The organism is Cytobacillus sp. MT66 (assembly GCF_058792595.1).
Map to the genome: position 1 here is coordinate 19,924 of NZ_JBXAFB010000006.1, position 21,047 is coordinate 40,970.

16 protein-coding genes are annotated in these 21,047 nt (G+C 41.4%); 14 read left to right on the forward strand and 2 right to left on the reverse strand.

Annotated features, from left to right (window positions below; genetic code table 11):
- Window positions 1-168: 168 nt before the first annotated feature.
- Window positions 169-891 carry a C40 family peptidase gene (locus AC1Q59_RS12200; RefSeq protein WP_492366110.1) on the forward strand — a complete coding sequence of 241 codons (723 nt, stop codon included), beginning with the start codon at window positions 169-171 and terminating at the stop codon, window positions 889-891.
- Between the two features lie 773 nt (window positions 892-1,664).
- On the opposite strand, the gene AC1Q59_RS12205 is transcribed toward AC1Q59_RS12200, so the two are convergent.
- Together AC1Q59_RS12205 and secA2 are read right to left on the reverse strand one after the other, a co-directional pair.
- On the reverse strand, window positions 1,665-2,564 hold the full coding sequence (locus AC1Q59_RS12205) for an accessory Sec system S-layer assembly protein (protein ID WP_492366111.1): 900 nt from the start codon (window positions 2,562-2,564) through the stop codon (window positions 1,665-1,667).
- A 13-nt stretch (window positions 2,565-2,577) separates the two neighbouring features.
- Window positions 2,578-4,950, reverse strand: coding sequence for an accessory Sec system translocase SecA2 (gene secA2, locus AC1Q59_RS12210; RefSeq protein WP_492366112.1), 2,373 nt, complete (start codon window positions 4,948-4,950; stop codon window positions 2,578-2,580).
- A 400-nt stretch (window positions 4,951-5,350) separates the two neighbouring features.
- Between secA2 and AC1Q59_RS12215 the strand changes: the two genes are divergently transcribed.
- From AC1Q59_RS12215 to galU, 13 genes are all read left to right on the forward strand, one after another.
- The gene (locus AC1Q59_RS12215; protein ID WP_492366113.1) at window positions 5,351-6,409 is read left to right on the forward strand and encodes a glycosyltransferase family 4 protein; all 1,059 of its coding nucleotides are present in this window, start codon (window positions 5,351-5,353) and stop codon (window positions 6,407-6,409) included.
- A 148-nt stretch (window positions 6,410-6,557) separates the two neighbouring features.
- Window positions 6,558-7,670, forward strand: a complete 1,113-nt coding sequence (locus AC1Q59_RS12220; protein WP_492366114.1) for a DegT/DnrJ/EryC1/StrS family aminotransferase — start codon at window positions 6,558-6,560, stop codon at window positions 7,668-7,670.
- Window positions 7,671-7,826: 156 nt separating this feature from the next.
- Window positions 7,827-8,570 carry a hypothetical protein gene (locus tag AC1Q59_RS12225; RefSeq protein ID WP_492366115.1) on the forward strand — a complete coding sequence of 248 codons (744 nt, stop codon included), beginning with the start codon at window positions 7,827-7,829 and terminating at the stop codon, window positions 8,568-8,570.
- A complete protein-coding gene (locus AC1Q59_RS12230; RefSeq protein WP_492366116.1) occupies window positions 8,563-9,573 on the forward strand; it encodes a Gfo/Idh/MocA family protein in 1,011 nt (336 codons plus the stop codon). The genes AC1Q59_RS12225 and AC1Q59_RS12230 overlap by 8 nt, the downstream gene beginning before the upstream one ends.
- A gap of 16 nt (window positions 9,574-9,589) precedes the next feature.
- Window positions 9,590-10,903, forward strand: a complete 1,314-nt coding sequence (locus AC1Q59_RS12235; protein ID WP_492366117.1) for a nucleotide sugar dehydrogenase — start codon at window positions 9,590-9,592, stop codon at window positions 10,901-10,903.
- Between the two features lie 711 nt (window positions 10,904-11,614).
- A complete protein-coding gene (locus AC1Q59_RS12240; protein WP_492366118.1) occupies window positions 11,615-12,346 on the forward strand; it encodes an acyltransferase in 732 nt (243 codons plus the stop codon).
- A 1-nt stretch (window position 12,347) separates the two neighbouring features.
- A complete protein-coding gene (locus tag AC1Q59_RS12245; RefSeq protein WP_492366119.1) occupies window positions 12,348-13,781 on the forward strand; it encodes a lipopolysaccharide biosynthesis protein in 1,434 nt (477 codons plus the stop codon).
- 158 nt (window positions 13,782-13,939) lie between these two features.
- A complete protein-coding gene (locus AC1Q59_RS12250) occupies window positions 13,940-15,532 on the forward strand; it encodes an asparagine synthase-related protein (RefSeq protein WP_492366120.1) in 1,593 nt (530 codons plus the stop codon).
- Window positions 15,529-16,587, forward strand: coding sequence for a non-hydrolyzing UDP-N-acetylglucosamine 2-epimerase (wecB, locus tag AC1Q59_RS12255; RefSeq protein ID WP_492366121.1), 1,059 nt, complete (start codon window positions 15,529-15,531; stop codon window positions 16,585-16,587). Before AC1Q59_RS12250 ends, wecB begins: the two co-directional genes overlap by 4 nt.
- 10 nt (window positions 16,588-16,597) lie before the next feature.
- Complete coding sequence (locus AC1Q59_RS12260; RefSeq protein ID WP_492366122.1) at window positions 16,598-17,971, forward strand: O-antigen polymerase; 1,374 nt, start codon at window positions 16,598-16,600, stop codon at window positions 17,969-17,971.
- An 18-nt stretch (window positions 17,972-17,989) separates the two neighbouring features.
- Window positions 17,990-19,102, forward strand: coding sequence for a glycosyltransferase family 4 protein (locus AC1Q59_RS12265; RefSeq protein WP_492366123.1), 1,113 nt, complete (start codon window positions 17,990-17,992; stop codon window positions 19,100-19,102).
- Window positions 19,099-20,184: a glycosyltransferase gene (locus AC1Q59_RS12270; protein WP_492366124.1), complete on the forward strand. Its 1,086-nt coding sequence runs from the start codon at window positions 19,099-19,101 to the stop codon at window positions 20,182-20,184. Before AC1Q59_RS12265 ends, AC1Q59_RS12270 begins: the two co-directional genes overlap by 4 nt.
- The gene (gene galU, locus AC1Q59_RS12275) at window positions 20,181-21,041 is read left to right on the forward strand and encodes a UTP--glucose-1-phosphate uridylyltransferase GalU (RefSeq protein ID WP_492366125.1); all 861 of its coding nucleotides are present in this window, start codon (window positions 20,181-20,183) and stop codon (window positions 21,039-21,041) included. The genes AC1Q59_RS12270 and galU overlap by 4 nt, the downstream gene beginning before the upstream one ends.
- The last annotated feature ends 6 nt before the right edge of the window (window positions 21,042-21,047 follow it).

A 21,047-nucleotide genomic window follows, 5' to 3' on the forward strand; every position in this document is an offset into this window, starting at 1 on the left:
AAACACCGTTTGTGACAAAATTTACCCTAATAACCGTATTTTTGTAATACTTTTGTAATATAAGGTCATTTTATTTAATAGAATTGAAATGCTATGAACCTGAAAAATAAGGTAGAATCAATTTAACGATAAATTTTGACATTTTTCCTTAATTTCAGGAGGATTTCGATGAAAAGATTAGCGAAAGTAGTACTATCAGCATCTTTGGTTTTTCCAGCACTTTTTGGAATGAGCCAAACAACAGAAGCAAGTGCCAATGATAATATTGTTAATTATAGTAAAAAATTAGTAGGAACTCCTTATGTATATGGGGGAACTACAACAAACGGTTTTGATTGTTCTGGATTTATTAGATATGTGTATAGTCATTATGATATTGACCTTCCTCGTATTTCTAGAGATCAATTTGGAACAGGAACTCCAGTAGCTAAAGCTGATTTACAGATTGGCGATGCGGTTTTCTTTAATACTAGCGGATCTGGCGTTTCTCACGCAGGAATTTATATTGGAAATAATCAATTTATCCATTCTGCCACTTCAAGCGGCGTTAAAGTAAGCAGCTTAAGTGAGAGATATTGGAGCCCGCGTTATGTTGGGGCGAAAAGATACAAGGACTTAGGCACAACACCGCCACCACCAGATTTAAATGATGGCAAGTTCATGGGCATTGACATTAAGTCAGGTCAAATTGGGGTTATTGAAGTCAAGAAACCTATTAATCTATGGAAAAGAGACAGCAATAACAAGTTAGAAATGGTTAGAATCCTGAATCCTGGAGAGAAGTACCGCGTTTATACATATGATCAAAACTACGGCGGCCAATACGGACTTGGCGGCACATTCATTACCAATATGGAAGGCTATATTGAGTATCATGAATTAAATAAGTAGTAGATGAGAAGATGTCCAAAGGTGATTAAGCCTTTGGGCATTTTTGTTTTTTTAAACGGGGGATAGTTTGTAGTGGAATGTGTATACTATGATAACATGCTAAAGTGCCTCTGGCAGATGGCACTTGTTAAAAAATAGGAGAGGTGTCTGTTAGATAGGTTCTAATGGATAGAGCACAGAGAAAAAAGAGTCTAGTTGTCCGTGAAGAAGGCTCTCATGGACAGAGCACAGGGAAAAAAGAGCCGAGTTGTCCATGAGGATGCCTCTCATGGACAGCGCACACAGAAAAATGGGTCGAAGTGTCCATGAGAAGGCCACTCATGGACGGTGCGCACAGAAAAAGGAGCCTAGTTGTCCATGAGGAAGCTTCTCATAGACAGTACACACAGAAAAATGAGTCGAAGTGTCCATGAGGATGCCCCTCATGGACGGTGCGCACAGAAAAAGGAACCTATTTGTCCATGAGGAAGCTTCTCATAGACAGTGCACACAGAAAAATGGGCTGAAGTGTCCATGAGAAAGCCTCTAATGGACATCACACACAAAAAAGTCAACCCAATTGTCCATGAGAACACTTCTAACGGACAAGTTCGCTCCTAATTTCAACCTGCGTGTCCATAAGGCATCCCGTAACAGCGAAACGCCACCTCCAAAAACCACAATTGCAAACTATTCTTTAATTCCTCAACCTCATCGCCCAAATGCTCTCCCACCAGAAACAACAAACAAAAAAAGCAAGGGCCACCAAGCCCTTGCTTCATCTAACTAACATATTACTCATTCACATTAACCTGTGCATTCTGCGGCACATAGGTTCTCCACTTAGAAAGGTCTAGCTGCTCCTTTTTAATCGCCGATTCCGGGAACACGAATGTCCATGGTTTGCAAGTAAATGCTTTGACCTCTAAATTGTTAAGCTGGAATCCTGCTTGAGCAACAACCTCTTGGGAGGCGTCTTCGAAAGCTAGCGGGATATTTTCAATGGTTAAGCTGCGGTTGCTGCCGTTGCGAATGAGCAGTGTCACCGCTAAGCCTCGTCCAGAGACCATCTTAGCTTCAAGGCCCATGAAATTAACTTCGCCTTCACGTAAAGGTTTCAAGCCCTTTACCACTTTTTCAAGATAAGCTTTTTGTTCGTCGCTTAAACTTTCTTTCCAGCTATCCTCCAAATCAAGCTCCTGAGCAGGCACACCTTTTTGCTTTAGCTCAAAAACAACCTTCCAGTTGTTTCTTGGAATTTCTTCCTCAAGCTTGTATTCATTTTCAAACAGGAAGCGCCAAGGGCGGCAAGCGTTTGGCGGAAGCTCTCCGAAAAGATCCATTTCAAAGCTTTTTCTAGCAAGCGGTTTGTTATCGCCATCGACAATAACAAGATCCACAACCTCAAAGCTAATCGTTTGCGGCAATGAGCTTCTTAAGAAAGCAGTAATAACAAAGCCATCATCATATGTGTAAAGATTGATTCCGTTGATGGCAATTTGGTTTGGCTGCAAGGCAGGTAGCTTTTGATGGTTATATTGGAACACATACTTTTCCTGAACGCTAATGTCCCAATCAGGGTGATACGATAACTCTGTTTTAATGCCGTCTTCGTTATTTTCGTTTCCTTGGACCTCTAGTGACAGGTTTTCTTCTTGTTCTGCTTCGTTTTTCTTCTTATTAAAAATGCCCATGTACAAATCCCCCTTATAGAGATTTTTCTTGTCCTTCATCCAAAAAATGCTGAACAATCCATCTCAATTGTTTACTGATTTGCGCATCCAATTCAGCAAAGTAATTTTTAAATTCTTCAAATCCTTCCAAGGCATATAACCGATATGGATCTTCTTGACCGTAGCTGCGGATACCAGTGCCCTCTTTCATTTGATTCATCACGTCCATATGAACGACCCATGAATGATCCAATGTTTGCAGATACATCAATTTGACCTGGTTTCTAAAGGCTTCTTGCTCGCGAAGATCAAGAATCTTCTCTTTATATTCTTCATAGAGTGCATGGACCTTTTCTTCCACAGCAGGTCTTTCAATATCCTTGAGGTCTACCTTAGAGAATGGAAGGTCGCCGAACAAAAGTGATAGCTCTTCATAAAGGCTATCAATTGGAGCGTCCTCCGTCAACAATTCATCTGGACAATGGGTATTTACTAGCAGATCTATATGATCCTTTAAGGATGATAGGACTATGTCAGTCAAATCTTCTTGAGCTAGCAGGTCATCCCGCTTTTTATAAATAATTTGGCGCTGTTCATTTAAAACATCATCTAACTTTAATAGATGGTTTCTGGCAGAGAAGTGGCTGCCTTCGACAATCTGCTGAACTTTAGTAACGAATTTTTCCGGATTAGGAGAAATGATTAGCCCGGTTTCATCGGTTTTCATCTTCTTTTTCCACTTTTCCAGCTCGTCTTGATCATAGTAGTTAAAAATATCATCCGTAATCGCAATGATAAATTGCGTTGAACCTGGATCGCCTTGTCTGCCTGCACGGCCTCTTAGCTGCATATCGATTCTTGCACTCTCATGCAATTCCGTTCCGATGATATGAAGACCGCCAAGTTCCTTAACTCCTTCTCCTAAAAGGATGTCAGTACCGCGGCCAGCCATGTTGGTTGCCAGCATAACCTGACCTTTTTGCCCAGCTTGTGAAATAATTCCGGCCTCATCTTCTTCTGTTTTCGCATTAAGAACACGGTGAGTGATGCCAGCTTCTGTTAACGCGGCTGAAAGCTTTTCAGATTGGGCGATCGAGGTTGTTCCGATCAATACCGGTCTGTCAATCTCATGGAGCTCAGCAACTTCAGAAACAATCTTTTTCACCTTTGACTCATAATCCTTATAAACCAAAATTTCCATATCCTCGCGGGCATTTGGCTTATTTGTCGGCACGGTGACAACTCTTAGATTATAAGTTTGGAAAAACTCATTTTTAGATGGCGTTGCACTTCCAGTCATACCTGAAAGAACATCATACAATCTGAAATAGTTTTGCACAGTGATCGATGCCTGTGTTTTATTCTCATCTTTTACGGTCACGCCTTCTTTGGCTTCAATTGCCTGGTGAAGACCGTCGCTGAAGGTGCGTCCTTCCATGATTCTGCCTGTGAACTGGTCGACAAGCATGATGGAATCATTTTTAACAATATAGTCAACGTCTTTCCTCATAACTACTTCTGCACGCAGTGACTGCATAACGACATGAAGAAGTTCGCGATGCTCGGCATCATATAAATTTTTCAAGTCAAAGACCTTTTCTAATTCATTGGCGCCATTGTCTGTTAAGATGATTTGCTTTGTTTCTGGGAAAAATTCATATTGGTTGCCATCTTCAAAGCCTTTGACAATTTCAGCTGTGATGTAATAAAGTTCTGTAGCTACATCAGACTTGCTGGCAATAATCAGCGGTGTTCTCGCTTCATCTATTAAAATACTATCAACTTCATCGATAATCGCAAAATGGTGAGGTCTTTGTACGCGGTCTTCAAAAGACGTTGTCATATTGTCGCGCAAAAAGTCAAAGCCGAATTCTGTCCCTGTACCATAAGTAATATCAGCATTATAGGCTGCTTTCTTTTCATTTTCAGGGATTTGTGAAATGTTTAATCCGACAGTGAGGCCAAGGAATTGAAATACTTGTCCCATTTGTTCGAAGTCACGCTTGGCTAAGTATTCATTCGCCGTAATGACATGAACGCCTTTTCCTTCAAGAGCTCTTGTGTAGCTTGGCAGGGTGGCGACAAGTGTTTTTCCTTCACCTGTGTTCATTTGAGCAATGCCGCCTTCAAGCAGAACAAGGCCGCCTAAAAGTTGCACATCATAGTGGCGGAGGTTAAGTACGCGCTTAGATGCTTCTCTTACAACTGCAAAAGCTTCTTCTTTAATATCTAAAACAGAAGCACCTTCGGCTAATTTATTTTTTAAGTATTGTGTCGTCTCTTTAAGCTCTTCGTCGCTTAAAGAAGAAACTTTTTCTTCTAATTGATTTATATTTGTAACGTGTTTGTAAAGACGTTTTAGCTCGGCTGAATCTTCATTAAAAATCCGCTTCATTAAAGATAGCATGCAGTTCTCCCCTAAAACTTTATTTCTAGCTAAATTATAACATATAATGTAGTATAATATATTTTGGTCGAATTACCGCAGTTAATTTTTAACAGAAAACTGCAAGATAATCTATGAATCTATCTTTTTTGAAACCTTTTTCGATAAAATTCGTCAACATTAGAGGAACCTTCCAATTTAGGTCGAAATGTTATAAAGACTTTCTGAAAAAAGAGGTGATAATATCAATTAGAAGCAATAAATATGGAAAGGGTAAAAATTCAGTAACAAAGCACGTAAAACTGTAATGTTTCAAAATAGTGAAATTAATTGAATTCTTGATAATATATGTTAGGATTGATGTAGCCTAATTCAGTATGGCTAAATGACCTGACCAAATACACAAACTAAGGTGATACGATTGGATATTAAATTTTTAGCTGCATTTTTGGTTGCTTTAATTACGTCCTTACTTATTACACCCTTAGTCATTAAGTTTGCCATTAAGTTTGGTGCAATTGACAAGCCAAACCAAAGAAAAGTGCATACAAAGATCATGCCAAGGCTGGGTGGCCTTGCGATCTTCGCTGGGGTGATTGCCGGTTATTTTGCTGGCGGCCTGTACAACGAGAAAATCACTGGAATTTCCGTTGGAGCCATCGTCATTATTATCACCGGGATGCTTGATGATAAATATGAATTATCCGCAAAATATAAATTAGCTGGCCAGCTTTTAGCAGCAGGAGCTGTTGTAGGAAGTGGCCTAACGATTGACTTTTTAACGATTCCGTTTGTAGGTACATTTGATCTTGGATTCTGGACCTACCCAATCACAGTATTCTGGATTGTAGCCATAACGAATGCCATTAACCTTATTGATGGATTGGATGGACTCTCTGCCGGGATCTCAGCCATTGTTATTGCGACGATTGCGTTCATGGCTGGAATTGGCGGGAAATCATTGATTTTAATGCTTTCTCTCATCTTATTGGGAAGTACATTAGGGTTCTTGTACCATAATTTTCACCCAGCGAAAATTTTTATGGGAGATACCGGAGCGCTTTTCTTAGGCTACTCCATTTCCGTTCTTTCGCTGCTGGGTCTTTACAAAAGTGTTACATTATTTAGCTTTATCGTTCCGATCATCATATTAGGTGTGCCTGTTTTCGATACAACTTATGCAATCATTCGTCGGATTGCTAATAAAAAACCGATCTCGGCGCCAGATAAGTCACATTTGCATCACAGACTGCTAGCCCTTGGCCTTTCGCACAGAAAAACCGTTTTATGTATTTACGGTTTTGGAATTGTTTTCAGTGCGAGTGCCATACTATTCTCAACGGCTACATTATGGGTAAGTATCTTTATTATTTTTGGTCTTTTGCTTCTGCTTGAATTGCTGGCTGAGACCATTGGGTTAGTTCACGAAAAGTACAAACCTATGATTAAAATTTACCGGAAAGTAACCGGGAGACAATAACATCCGGCCGTTTGTGGTTTCCGCAAGCGGCTTTTTTTAGGCAAAAAGGTGCAATTTCTGTCGATGCCACATCGAAATATGTCTGTTTGTCAAAGGTTTTGTGTTAAAATAATTTAGTATTTCATCTATGACGTTGGAGGAAATTGGTATGAATATTCCTATGTTAGATTTAAGTGAACAATATCAAGGGCTTAAGGACGAAATCCTTGCTGCATTGGATGAGGTGATGAGTTCATCACGTTTTATCTTAGGAGACAATGTGAAAAAGCTTGAAGCAGATATTGCTGAATTCAGTAATGTAAGCCATGGAGTAGGAGTGGCAAACGGAAGCGATGCGATACATATTGCCCTTCAGGCTGCTGGCGTAAAAGCTGGAGATGAAGTTATTACAACAGCCTTCACTTTCTTTGCAACTGGCGGATCGATCGTTCGTGCGGGTGCTACACCTGTTTTTGTCGATATTGATCCTGTAACTTTTAATATTGACCCTGCTAAGGTTAAGGATGCAATTACAGATAAGACGAAAGCGATTATTCCTGTTCATTTATATGGCCAAATGGCTGATATGGAAGAGCTTCGCAAAATTGCGGACGCGCATAACCTTATTATTGTAGAAGATGGTGCTCAAGCGATCGGTGCGATACGAAATGGCAAAACTGTCGGCGAGCTTGGCGATGCAGCAACTTACAGCTTTTTCCCAACAAAGAACTTAGGTGCCTATGGCGATGCTGGTATGGTTGTAACGAATAATGATGATATCGCTGAAAAAAGCCGTGTCATTCGTGTGCACGGAAGCAAGCCAAAATACTATCACCATGTTCTTGGTGTGAATAGCCGTTTGGATGAATTGCAGGCTGCTGTATTAAATGTGAAATTCCCTCATTTAAATGAGTGGAGTGAACAAAGAAGAGAGCATGCTGAATATTACACACACCTGCTTAATGAGCAAGTTGGTGAACATGTAACAACGCCTGTTGAAAAAGAAGGAAATTATCATGTGTTCCATCAGTACACAATCCGTGTGGAAAAACGTGATGAACTGCAAGCTTTCTTAAAAGAAAATGGCGTGCAAACAATGATCTACTATCCGCTTCCATTGCATGTTCAGCCTGTATTTAAGGACTTAGGCTATAAGGAAGGCGATCTTCCAATCGCTGAAAAGGCTGCAAAAGAAGCATTATCGCTTCCGATGTTCCCAGAGCTGAAGAAAGAGCAACAGGATTACATTGTGGAGAAAATTAAAGAGTTCTTTAATAAGTAAGCAAGAGAACGCGAGGCGATGAACAACCGCGCGGACTTCATTTGGACGGTTTCTCTTTGTGGAAAAACCGTCCCCATGTTTTTAAACGTCGCCGGTAATGGGGACGTTTCTTTTCGGTTTTAAAGAAATGTAAACTTTAAAAGGAATGGTGGTCCTGTGGCAGAACAGAAAAGGTTTGCTCTTTATGAATATTTAATTTTCTTTTGGAAGAAGAAGCAATTTTTTATTATTATTCCGCTGATATTTGCATTGCTTGGTTTTGGCGCTTCTTATCTTGTGCCGAAAAAGGCTGATTATGTGGGGAGCGGAACGGTTTTTACCGGTTCGGTTAAGTTAAAGGCTTTAACGAATCCTTCTAATATCATGGCTACCTTTGGTGAAGGTATTGAGGGTGATATCGAGGCAGATGTAACTAGTGAAAGTTATGTGAAGATCAAAATTTATAATGATGATAAAGCCCAGCTGGAAAGTGATCTGGCGAAAATGACAGGTGATCTGGAAAAGGCGCTTTTAGATAGCTATGAAGAAAGATATAAAATCACTGAGGAATATATAGAACTAAATAAGGATCGTCGTGACGAATTGAAAGATGTTCTAAAGGTATACAATGACAAGATAGAAAACGGCAACCTTGCAACCGAAGAATATCGAGATGTTACTAGTGTTACTGAGTGGACCGAGTCCGAGATTGCTGATGTAGTTGCTACCATTAATAGGGTTAAAGGAGATTTATCTTTCTTCGAACCGCCATCCATTGTCCGCCAGGATGTGAATGCTGTGGACACTCATAAAATGGAGCTAACATTAGCGGGACTTATTCTAGGAATTATTGCAGCTGTTTTATTCCTAATGCTTTGGAAATACATGAACGAAGCCAGGAGGTACTACAATCATGATTAATTTTGCCATCGTTGGCATGGGGCATATTGCGAACAAGCATATTGAAGCCGTTAATAACGCTGAAGGTGCTAATCTGTTTGCGATTTGCGATACAAACCCAGCCCGTTTAGAAATTGACCTTCCTAATGTGAAGAAATATACGGATTTAAACGTAATGCTGGAGGAAAATCCAGATATCCACGTTGTTAATATTTGTGTTCCATCAGGACTGCATGCTCCGCTTGCAAAAATTGTCGCGGAACATAAGCGTCATATCATTGTGGAGAAACCAATGTCCTTAAAACTAGAGGATGCCGAAGAAATTATTAAATATGCGGAAGATAACGGCGTGAAGCTTGCAGTTGTCCATCCAAACCGCTTCAGACCTGCTATTCAAAAGCTTAGAGAGCAGATGGATAAAGGTTCTTTCGGCAAGCTGAGTCATGCGAATGCTACAGTCCGCTGGAACCGCAATCAGGAATATTATGACCAGGCCGCTTGGAGAGGAACCAAGGAATTTGATGGCGGCGTGCTAATGAATCAGGCTATCCACGATCTAGATTTAATGCTTTGGCTCATGGGCCCAGTTGAATCTGTACAGGCAATGGCAGCGACTCGTTTGCGTAAGATTGAAACAGAAGACGTTGCTGCAGCAGTTGTTCAGTTTAAAAATGGCGCGCTAGGCGTTATCGAAGCGGCAACAACCATTTATCCGAAAAACCTTGAAGAATCCATTGCTATTTTTGGTGAGACAGCATCCGCTAAAGTAAGCGGAAGAAATGCCATTTATATTGAAACATGGGATATCGAGGGAGTATCCGAAGAGGATGCGGACAAAATAAAAAATGAAATAAAAGAAGATCCATTCGGCAAGCCAGGACACCAATGCATCATCGAAGATATGGTTTTAGCAGTGAAAGATAATCGTAACCCAATTGTAACTGGCGAAGACGGTCTTGCTCCTGTAAAATTGATACTGGCAATTTTAGAGTCTGCAGAAACCGGCAAAAAAGTCGTGTTGTAAAAGGAGAAATAAAAAAATGGACGCATATACATCATTAATTAACAAAATTAACAATAAAGAAGCAGTAATCGGTGTGGTAGGCCTTGGCTATGTTGGCCTTCCATTGGCAGTAGAAAAAGCAAAGGCTGGCTACAAAGTAATTGGCTTTGACGTACAGGCTGCGCGTGTTGAACAAGTTAACATGGGAATTAACTATATTGGCGACGTTGTCGACCAAGATCTAGCTGACATGATTAAAGACGGTCATTTACAGGCAACAACAGATTACGCTCGCATTGCAGAAGTGGATGCAGTAGCAATCTGTGTGCCAACACCGCTTGATATTTATCAGCAGCCAGATACTTCATATGTAAAAAGCTCCGCAACAGAAATTGCGAAATTTGCCCATGAAGGAATGCTTGTTGTTTTAGAATCAACTACTTACCCTGGAACAACTGAAGAAATCGTTCGTCCAGCTCTTGAGGCAAAAGGCCTTAAAGTCGGCGAATCTGTATTCATCGCGTATTCACCAGAGCGCGTTGACCCAGGTAACAAGCAATTCAAAACAAAGAACACTCCAAAGGTAGTCGGCGGTATCACCGAAAATTGTACAAAAGTAGCAGCCGCTCTTTACCGCAACGTCCTTGAAGGCGATGTGCACGAAGTTTCATCTCCAGCAATTGCGGAAATGGAGAAAATCTTCGAAAACACTTTCCGTCATATCAATATCGCATTAGCCAATGAAATGGCGATTTTATGCGAGAAGATGGGTATCGATGTTTGGGAAGTAATCGATGCAGCGAAAACAAAGCCATACGGATTCATGGCATTCTACCCAGGCCCAGGCCTAGGCGGTCACTGTATTCCAATCGATCCATTCTACTTAACATGGAAAGCACGCGAATACAATTACCATACAAAACTAATCGAGCTTGCTGGCGAAATCAACAACAGCATGCCTGAATATGTCATCACTCGTTCCATGCAAGTGCTTAACGAAGACGGCAAAGCCCTTCGCGGAGCAAAAGTAGCGGTCCTTGGCGTAGCTTACAAAAAAGACATCGACGACGTCAGAGAATCTCCAGTTCTTAAAATCGTTGAGCTATTAGAACAACATGGTGCAGATTACACAGTCGTTGACCCATATGTGTCTTCATTCAGATCTTGCGGCGCATCAGTAGAAACAGTAGGGTTAACAAAAGAACTACTAAACGAAGCCGACCTAGTCATGATCACAACCGACCACAGCGACTTCGACTACAACATGATCGCCAAAGAAAGCAAAGTCATCTTTGACACCCGTAACGCAATGAAAGATATCGAAAAGCCAAACAAATATATCAAGCTGTAATAGTGGACGCGTGTGCGGACATGGGGACAGGCACCTTGTCCAGCGGGACACAGGGACAGGCACTTTGTCCTGAAACTAGTGCCGGAAAAAGCGTTAAGACTCTTAGACGGTAACTAGTTAGGGAAACTAGTTACCAAACAAGAGCTTAGAGCTAGAAAAGCGTCACTAGTTAAAGCAACTAGTGACGAAAAATGTACAATGTGGACGAAAAAGGTAACTAGATTAGGCAACTAGTGACCAAAACTTCACTCAGGGCTAGAAAAAGGTCACTAGTTAGGGCAACTAGTGCCCAAAAAAGGACTTGGGGCCTGAAAAAGGTAACTAGATAGCCCAACTAGTGCCAAAAAAACGCCAACAAGGTGCAAAACGGTCACTAAGTTGCTAAGTTAGTTCCCGAAAAAGCGGAAACCTGCTGAAAAAGGTAACTAACATGCCAAATTAGTGCCGGAAAGCCAGGCTATATAAAGTAAACGGTCACTAATATCGGAGATTAGTTCCCGAAAAATGCCGCCAGGGTACAATATGGTCACTAACATACAAAGTCAGTTCCCTAAAAAAGCGGCACTGCACAATCCGGTAACTAACACACAAACTTAGTACCCAAACGCCGCAACCCAGTCGCAAACCGGTCACTAATCCCAGCAAAAAAAAGTCAAAAAATCAACCAAAAACCACTCATCCATAATTCAAGGTAAAAGGGAGATTATTTTTATGAATTTTATTGATCCTTCCGTTCAAATAGACGATTCTGTAAAAGTTGGTCATTTTTCTGTTATTGAAAAAGATGCAAAGATCGGCAAAAACGTCATTATCGGTAACCGTGTGACAATTCATGAAGGAACAGTCATTGGCGACAACACGACCATTGCTGATGGTGCAGTTGTCGGCAAGCCGCCAAAGCCTGCGAAAACAAGTACTGTTAAGCTAGCTGATTCCATCCCTGCACTTGAAATCGGGGAAGAGGTAACTGTTGGCGCTAACGCTGTCATCTACAGAGGCGCTAAAATCGGTTCAAGCACATTGATTGCAGACCTTGCAAGCGTTAGAGAAAATGTGGAAATTGGCGATTATGTCATTGTCGGCAGAGGCGTTACCGTGGAAAACTATGTCAAGATTGGCGAACGTACGAAGATCCAATCTAACTCATACATTACTGCTTATACAACTCTTGAAGAACGCGTGTTCATCGCACCATGCGTGACAACAACGAACGATAACTTCATGGGCCGTACTGAAGAGCGTTTTGACAAGATTAAAGGTGCTCATGTGAAAAAAGGCGCCCGTGTCGGCGGAGCTTCAATTATTCTTCCTGGCATCACCATCGAAGAAGAAACTTTTGTTGCAGCAGGTGCTCTAGTCACAAAAGACACAGAACCAAAAACATTAGTCAAAGGTGTTCCTGCAAAATTCTCCAAAATGGTAGACGAGCGGGAGCTGTTATAGGGTGTTCGCCCAAATTAAGCGTTTAGGAGCGGATTCGCTCCTTTACGCATTTATGAATGTCGGTACGAAGCTGATTGCATTTATTATGCTTCCGATTTATACATCCTTTTTGCCAGACCCTGCAGACTACGGGGTACTGGATTATTTAGACCGGATCACATCCATGCTGGCATTTGTCGTTATTTTTGGGACAGATTCGGCCTTGGCCTTTTACTATTTTGATACGGAAGATAAGAAGAAGAAGCTAGATTATGTCCGTTCAGTCATGACCTTCCGCCTTATTATTGTATTAGTTATTGCACTCATCTTTCTTTTGGGTGGTCCATGGCTAGCGCAGCTAATCTTGCACAATCCTAATTTAACGCATTTGTTTTATATTTCAATCGGAGTTCTCGCATTAGATACCGTTGTTGCTTTAATCCTAACGGTACTCCGATATGATTTTGTAACGAAAAAGGTAGTTACTTTAACCGTTTTAAAAATGCTGCTGATTGCTATTTTCTCGTATGGGCTATTAAAATTTTTCGCTCCGACAATTGAAAGTATTTTATACGGCAGAATCATAAGCGGAGTAATCATAGTCGTATTACTTTTAAAACCGGTATTAAAATACACGAGATTTACATTTAATAAAAAGCTTTTAAAAGAATTAATGGCATATGCGGCGCCACTCGTGCCGGCTTCGCTTGCCTTTTGGGTCATTGTGAACGCTAACTCACTTTTGCTGGAGAGATTCACATCCTTTACAGAAGTGGGTATCTATGGAACAGCCGTGAAATTCGCAACCTTAATTACCTTACTAACAAGCGGCGTACAAATGGCGTGGCGGCCTTTTTCTATGTCACTGAAAGACAAACCGGACAGCACCAAACTATTTGCGAAGCTGTATTATGCGATTCTGCTAGTCGGAACGCTTGGCGTGCTGTTTGTTGCTACCTTGATGCCGTGGATTATCACGCTGTTAAGCGATAGTTATCATGAGGCCTATAAATATGTAGCGATTTTATCGGCTGTCACATTCTTGAACTTCTATTATATGATCATTTCAGTCGGCATCTTTTTCACGAAGCAAACAAAGCTGATTTCATATGCCTTCGGATTTGCCGCTGTTATCAATATTATTTTAAACATTGTCCTAATCCCGCAATTCAATATTTGGGGAAGTGTCGCGGCCTACTTGGTATCTTATGTCATCGCGATCACGTACATTTTTTATAAAAGCCAGAAGCTTTACCATGTTCCCGTGTCATTTGGCAAAATGGCCTTTTTATTTGTCACTGCGCTCATCGCGGTCGCGGCCATTGTGTATATACAGGAAAGCAGCCTATCAGATTTCAACATTATCTTTGCTTGGCTTGGTTATATCCTAATGATCCTTTTATCGCGTGTCGATAAAGATTTGCTGAAAAAGCGATCAAAGGGCACTTCAAAATAAGGTGAAACTTCCATCTGTGGGGCTTTATCCCCACGGATGGTTAGTTGAACCAATCGGATCTTTACGGGCAGTTGATCCCCCATTTCACTTACTTGCTTACTCTATTCTTGAGTAAGGGAGCCTACTGCCCGTTAAGATGGGGAAAATAGGTGATTTTTTTGAACGAAGTCATAATCAACGACAAAAACTTGATAAATGAATGGACACTGCCATATGGGAAGGTATACTTTGGCGGTTATATCCTCTACAACGGGCAGCTTTTTAACGAAAAAAATATCGAGGAGGTCCTGCAAACAGAGGACTTCTTTGAAAATAATCTCGATAACCTCATCGGTGAATTTGTCTTTATAAAAAATACTGCCAACTGTCTATCGGCGATCGTTGATCGAAAACGCAGCATGCCATTGTTTTATTATCGCAGCGGCTCCAACTGGATCATAACAGATAAAATCAAACATACTGCTGATAAAAAATTCAACAAGACGGCAGTGAAGGAATTTCTCATTACAGGATTCACGGCTAATGAGAAAACTCTTTACGATGAGGTTTATCAGATTGAAGCAGGTTCCCGGATCAAAATTTTACCGGATGGAAAAGTTATAACCAATGAATATTATCAGTTTTATCATCATCCTCAGGAAAAATCGCTCGACGATTTCAGCACAGAACTTAAGGGGATCTTTGAAGCCGTTTTCGCTGATTTAGTAAAGCGCCTAGAAAATAAAACGCCGATCCTGCCGCTGAGCGGGGGCTACGATTCCCGAATCATCGCGCTCATGCTAAAAGAATACGGCATTACCAACATGCAGTCTTTTACATATGGAAAAAGAGAAAATAAAGAAGCCATGGTCAGCAAGGATATCGCCAATCGCCTTGGCATCCAATGGGACTTCATTGAGTACAAAAAGGAAGACTGGCATAAATGGTATCATTCCGCTGAATGGAAGCAGTACGTGGATTTTGCTGTTAATGGTTCTTCGATGGCTCACCTTCAGGATTGGCCGGCTGTACGAGAAATCGTCAGCAAGCAGGATAAGGATTTTGTCTTTATCCCAGGGCATTCCGGTGATTTCGTCGCAGGCAGCCACTTAGCCTACGAGATAACTGTTGATCGCCAATTCTCAGACGACGATGTCGTGCAATTCATTCTGCAAAAACACCATAAGCTGTGGGAAGTTGCTAATGGCCTCCACACGGCAGCTCCAGATCTGCTTGCAGAAATTAAAAGATCTTTTAACGATCTGCAATTCCAAACGAACGAACAGGCTAGCGCCTTGTTTGAGTATTGGGACTGGAAAGAAAGACAGGCAAAGTTCATCATCAATTCTGTACGGGTGTATGAGTTTTATCAAAAGGGCTGGGAGATTCCGCTTTGGGATGACCGCATGATGGAATTTTTCAAAACCGTTCCTGTCGAGCTTCGGTTTAAAAAATATCTTTATGATTACACTTTGCATCAAATGTATCCAGACTTTTTCCCAGAGCCAGCAAAGCCTGCGGGTAAAGTTGCTTCCTTAAAAGAAAAGTACGGACCTTTTTATAAAATCATGAAAAAGGTATACAACAAAAAGAAACTGTACCAGCAATATTATACCGAGCCAATGGAATGGTATGGGATCTATAAGAGCTATCCTGAATACTTAAAGGCATTGTCTTTTAAACATAACGGCCTAAAATATTATCAGCCATATAATATTAATTCATTTTTGGCAAAAGACTATATTCAAAGCTTGAAGGGGGATTCGCAATGAAAGTACTAACGATTCTCGGAGCAAGACCGCAATTTATTAAAGCAGCACCCGTATCAAGAGCATTCCAAAAGCATGTGGAAGAGATCATTGTTCACACCGGCCAGCACTATGATGCGAATATGTCTGATATCTTCTTTGAAGAATTGCATATTCCAAAGCCAGATTACAATCTTGGCGTCGGTTCAGGCAGCCATGGCAAGCAGACAGGCGAAATGATGGCAAAGATTGAAGACATCGTCCTAAGCGAACAGCCAGATTATCTTATGGTCTACGGAGATACAAACTCCACATTAGCGGGTGCGCTTGTTGCAGCCAAGCTACATGTTCCAGTTATTCATATTGAAGCAGGCCTTAGAAGCTTTAATAAAAAAATGCCAGAAGAAATCAATCGCATTATGACAGACCACGTGTCTGAATTCTTATTCTGCCCAACGGACACAGCCGTGGAGAATTTAACAAATGAAAACATCACGCACAATGTTTTTAATATTGGCGATGTCATGTACGATGCTGTTCTTTACAATCGTGAGCTGGCTAAAGAAAAGTCCAACATCCTTAGCGAGGCTGGCTTGACAGAGAAAAACTATCATTTAATCACGATTCATCGTGCCGAAAATACCGATGACATCGATAATATGAAAAACATCCTTAATGCGTTTGCCAACATTGAAGATACAAAGGTTTGGCCGATTCACCCAAGAACGAAGAACAAATTATCTAGCTACGGCATAAGCCTTGAGGATATTCCAAACTTAAAGGTGATCGAACCTGTCGGCTATTTAGATATGCTGACACTTGAAGCAAGCGCGAAGAAAATTATTACTGATTCAGGCGGCGTTCAGAAGGAAGCTTATTTCATGAAGGTACCTTGTGTAACGGTTCGCGAGCAGACTGAATGGGTGGAAACACTGAACGGCGAAGCGAACATTTTAACAGGAACCGATACAGAGAAGATCTTAGCGGCTGTTAAAAAAGATGTGAACCCTGAATATCAAGAGGTATTTGGCGATGGCAAGGCCTCTGAAAAAATTGCTGAATATATTAGCCAAAAGTAGGTGCTAACAGATGCTGGCATTAGTCGTTTGGATTGTCGTCACCACGCTTTCCATTATTCTTTTTCAAAAAGTATCTGGAAGCCTTTCTCTATTAAAACCGAATCTTAATTCGCTGATTTTCTATTATTCCTTATTTGTGTCTTGCTATATCGGAAGCCTGTTGATTGCGCTTGATATTGATCATTACTATATGATCAACAAGCTTGATCATGAGTCCTCAAGATATATTGGTTTTGCTGCCGTTTCATTTGTAATGGTTATGATGCCATTAACTATGTACATTGTCAGCAAGCTAGCAGGCTTTGATGCGAAACAGGAATTCAACAGCTATCTGAAAAAACCAGTGGAAGAGCCTTTTAAGGAAAAAAATGAGTTCTATCTGATTTTCCTGGGGCTTTCCCTTGTTTGTATGCTAGCGGTTGCGTACACGCTGTTAAAAACAAACCAGGTCCCGCTGATTGAACTGTTAAAGGGGAATTTTTCCGAGCTTGGCAGACTGCGAATTGAGGCAGCACGCAACTTCCATGGGAATGTGTATATAAGAAATATCTTTGCGATTGCCTTGACGCCGCTGCTCTCATTAATTGCCTATATATATGCAGCAAAAACACATCGGCCGAAGTGGGTGCTTTTATTCTTAGCCTTATTCGGCTGTTCGGTGCTTATCAGTGTCTATGACCTGGCAAAATCTCCGATCATTTTTTACATTATCATGTTTATTTTTGTGCGGATCTATGCCGGCAAATTGAAGCTCAGCACGCGGAAGGTCTATGGATATTTGATCAGCGGAGTATGGCTAATCATCTTCATGTATGTGTTTATCCAAGGTGTTAAGGATCTGGGATCGTTTCTATCTTATAACTCCGGGCCGATTGGCCGGATTATCCTGGCGCAGATTTCACCGACCTTTTTGCACATCGATATCTTCGGAGATGCGCTGCCATATTTGAATGGCCGCAGTTTGCCGTCCTTATTTATCAGCTGGCTCGATATGGATCAGGTGCGGTCAGCGAGACTTGTTATGGCTAACGCCTTTCCAAACAGAATCGAAGATGGAACGGGCGGGGTGCTGAATACCCTTTTCATCGCTGAAGCCTATGCCAATTTCGGGTATTTAGGCATTATTCTAGCTGTAATATACGTTGGGGTGCTTGTACAGCTGCTTTACATTATTTTTATCAGACTGCCAAAAAACCCGGTATTCTTGTGCTTGTTTATCTATTTTGCAATCAATATTCCTCGGACATTAGTAGGTGGCTTTGCTGATTTTCTCTTTAATCCGATCTGGATTTTCATCACTTGCTTATTCGTGGGAATTCTGCTGTTCATCAGACTTCGGATCGATTTCTTTGCCTACCTTTCGAAAAGGAAAGCTGTACAGTAATGATAAGGAGAAATCAAAATGAAATCAGTTTTGCTATACTACCCATTTGAAGTAGCGGAAAATGCCAATAGCGGCTCGAAGCTTCGTCCAAAGGAAATTCATAAAGCATTTCAGCAGTGGGGTGACCGCGAGAATGTGGAAATTCTTCTTCTGTCAGGAAACTCTGCTGCCAGGGATGCCCTTTTTGAAGAATGGAAAGCGGCCGGGAAACTGGATCATATCTGGTTTTGCTATATGGAAAATCAAACGATTCCTTTCTGGATGACAGACCCGGGACATATGCCGAAAAAGCCGTTTGTTGATAAAAAGGTGATGTCGTTTTTAAAAGAGCGAAATGTCCCTGTTGGCGTCTTCTATCGTGATGTGTATTGGAAGTTTGATGAGCTGTATCCGCTTAAGGGAATTAAGAAAACAGTCATGAAGACCGTCTACCGCATGGAAGAGAATTTTTACAACAAATATTGTGACGTGATTTTCCTGCCTAGTGATGCAATGGGGATTTACGTTGATATTAATAAAAAAATGGTTGCCCTTCCGCCTGGGGGAAGCAAGAAAGACATTGTGAGAAAAGAAAAACCAGGAACCGTTTCACAGGGTCTATACGTTGGCGGTATTAATAATGAAGATTATGGGTTATTTTTGTTGCTGGATGCTCTGGCCATTGCTAACCGAGGAGGCGCTGTTTGTGAATTAACTGTGGTCTGCCGTGAGGATGAATATGCAGGAGTGCCAGAAGAGAAGAAGCGCCGTTTGCAGGAGCTTAGTGTGAAGGTGAAGCATGTAAGCGGAGAAGCGCTGAACGAGCTTTATCGGGAGACGGACTTCGCCTTTATTCCAAGATACCGCAGCACGTACAATGATTTTGCTGTTCCCGTTAAGCTTGTCGAGTATCTTTCCAATGAACTTCCTGTTGTTGCCACATATTGTGCGGCACAGAAAGAAATAATAGAGAAAGACGGTTATGGAATTATTTGTGAGGATAACCCTTATGATATGGCGCGAGCGATCACGGAAATGGCAAAAGATACGGACCGCTATTTGAAAAATATTCAACAAACCTTTTTAGAAAAACATTCATGGATGGCAAGAGTGGAGAAGGTAAAGGGCAGTTTGGTCAAGGAGGAACTATGAAGGTATTAATTTTAGCTCCAAGTAAATCGATACACACACATAAGTGGGCTTTATTTTATCAAAATAAGGGCATTGATGTGAAGGTTGTCACCTTTTTTGATCATTATTCTGAGGAAAATGCCAAGGAAGTTGATACAGTTACGCTTCCAAAGCTTTTGCCAGGGAAGCTGTCTTATATCTCCAGTGTTTTTGCGCTGAAGAAGGTGCTGAAAGAGTATCAGCCTGACATTCTTCATGCCCACTATGTATCAAGCTATGGATTAGTTGGCGCGCTGGCAAATGACGGACGGCCTTTTTATGTTTCCGTTTGGGGAAGAGATGTCTTCCAGTTTCCGCAAAAGGGCGGCATGAATCGAAAAATGGTCGAGTATACACTAGGGAAAGCCACTGTCGTTTGTTCTACAAGTCATATCATGGCTAAAGAGACAAATAAGTATACCGGAAAAAAAGTTTTTGTCACGCCGTTTGGTGTGGATATGAATAAGTTCAAACCAATTCCAGGATTGAAGTCTGATGAGGATCTGACCATCGGAACAGTGAAGGCCCTGTCAGATAAATACGGAATTGGCGATTTGATTAAAGCCTTTGCGGCTATTTTTTCAGAAAAGAAGAATGCAAAGCTGCTGATCGTCGGGGACGGCCCGCAGCGTAATGAGTATGAACAGCTGACAAAAGACTTGGGAATTGATCACGTAACCACTTTTACCGGAAGGGTTCCCAATGATAAGGTTCCGGAATACATAAATAAAATGGATGTATTCGGCGTGCCATCGACAGAGGACAGTGAGAGCTTCGGGGTCGCGGCGGTTGAGTCAATGGCCTGCGGGGTGCCTGTAGTTGTCTCAAATGTTGGCGGTCTTCCAGAGGTTGTTATTGAAGGAAAGACAGGATTTGTCGTTCCAAAAGAGAACCCGGAGGAACTTGCTAAAGCGATGATGGCTTTGGTTGAGGATGAGGAAAAACGCAAGACAATGGGTCTTGCCGGAATAGAACATGTGAAGGAAAATTATAACTGGATCGATAATGCAAACGGTATGTTAGAGCTTTACGATCAGACCTTGAATAAGGGGATGAGATCATGATTAAAAAGGCAGTGATTCCTGCTGCAGGACTGGGCACAAGATTTTTGCCTGCGACAAAGGCACAGCCGAAGGAAATGCTTCCAATCGTTGATAAGCCAACGATTCAATATATCATTGAAGAAGCTGTGGAATCAGGAATTGAAGATATTATCATTGTAACAGGAAGAAATAAACGGGCCATTGAGGACCATTTTGATAAATCCGTAGAACTTGAGATGCTTTTAGAGAGAACAGGCAAGCATGAGATGCTTGAGGTTGTTGAGCAGATTTCTAATTTAGTGGATATCCATTATGTTAGACAGAAAGAGCCGCTTGGCCTTGGGCATGCGGTATTATGCGCGAAGAAATTCATCGGCAATGAGCCGTTTGCGGTACTGCTTGGCGATGATATTGTCGACAGCGAGGTACCGGCATTGCGGCAGATGATTGATCAGTACGACAAAGTACAATCAAGCATTTTAGGCTGTAATGAAGTTCCGCGTTCCGAAGTGAATAAATATGGAATCGTTCAGTATTCCGAGAGTGTAGATGAGCTGTTTAAGGTGGAAAGCCTGGTTGAAAAGCCTGCGATTGAAGAAGCGCCATCCACGCAAGCGATTGTCGGAAGATACATTTTATCACCAGCGATCTTTGATTTGCTTGAACAAGGAAAGCCTGATAAAAAAGGTGAAATTCAACTGACAGATGCGATTGATCTTTTATTGGAAAAAGAAGATATTTACTCCTATATTTTAAAAGGCAAGCGCTATGATGTAGGGGATAAATTCGGCTTCTTGCAGGCATCAATCGATTTTGCACTGAAGCGTCCGGATTTGAAGGATAAATTAGAAGCCTATATTAAACAAATTGCGAAATAATGGAGA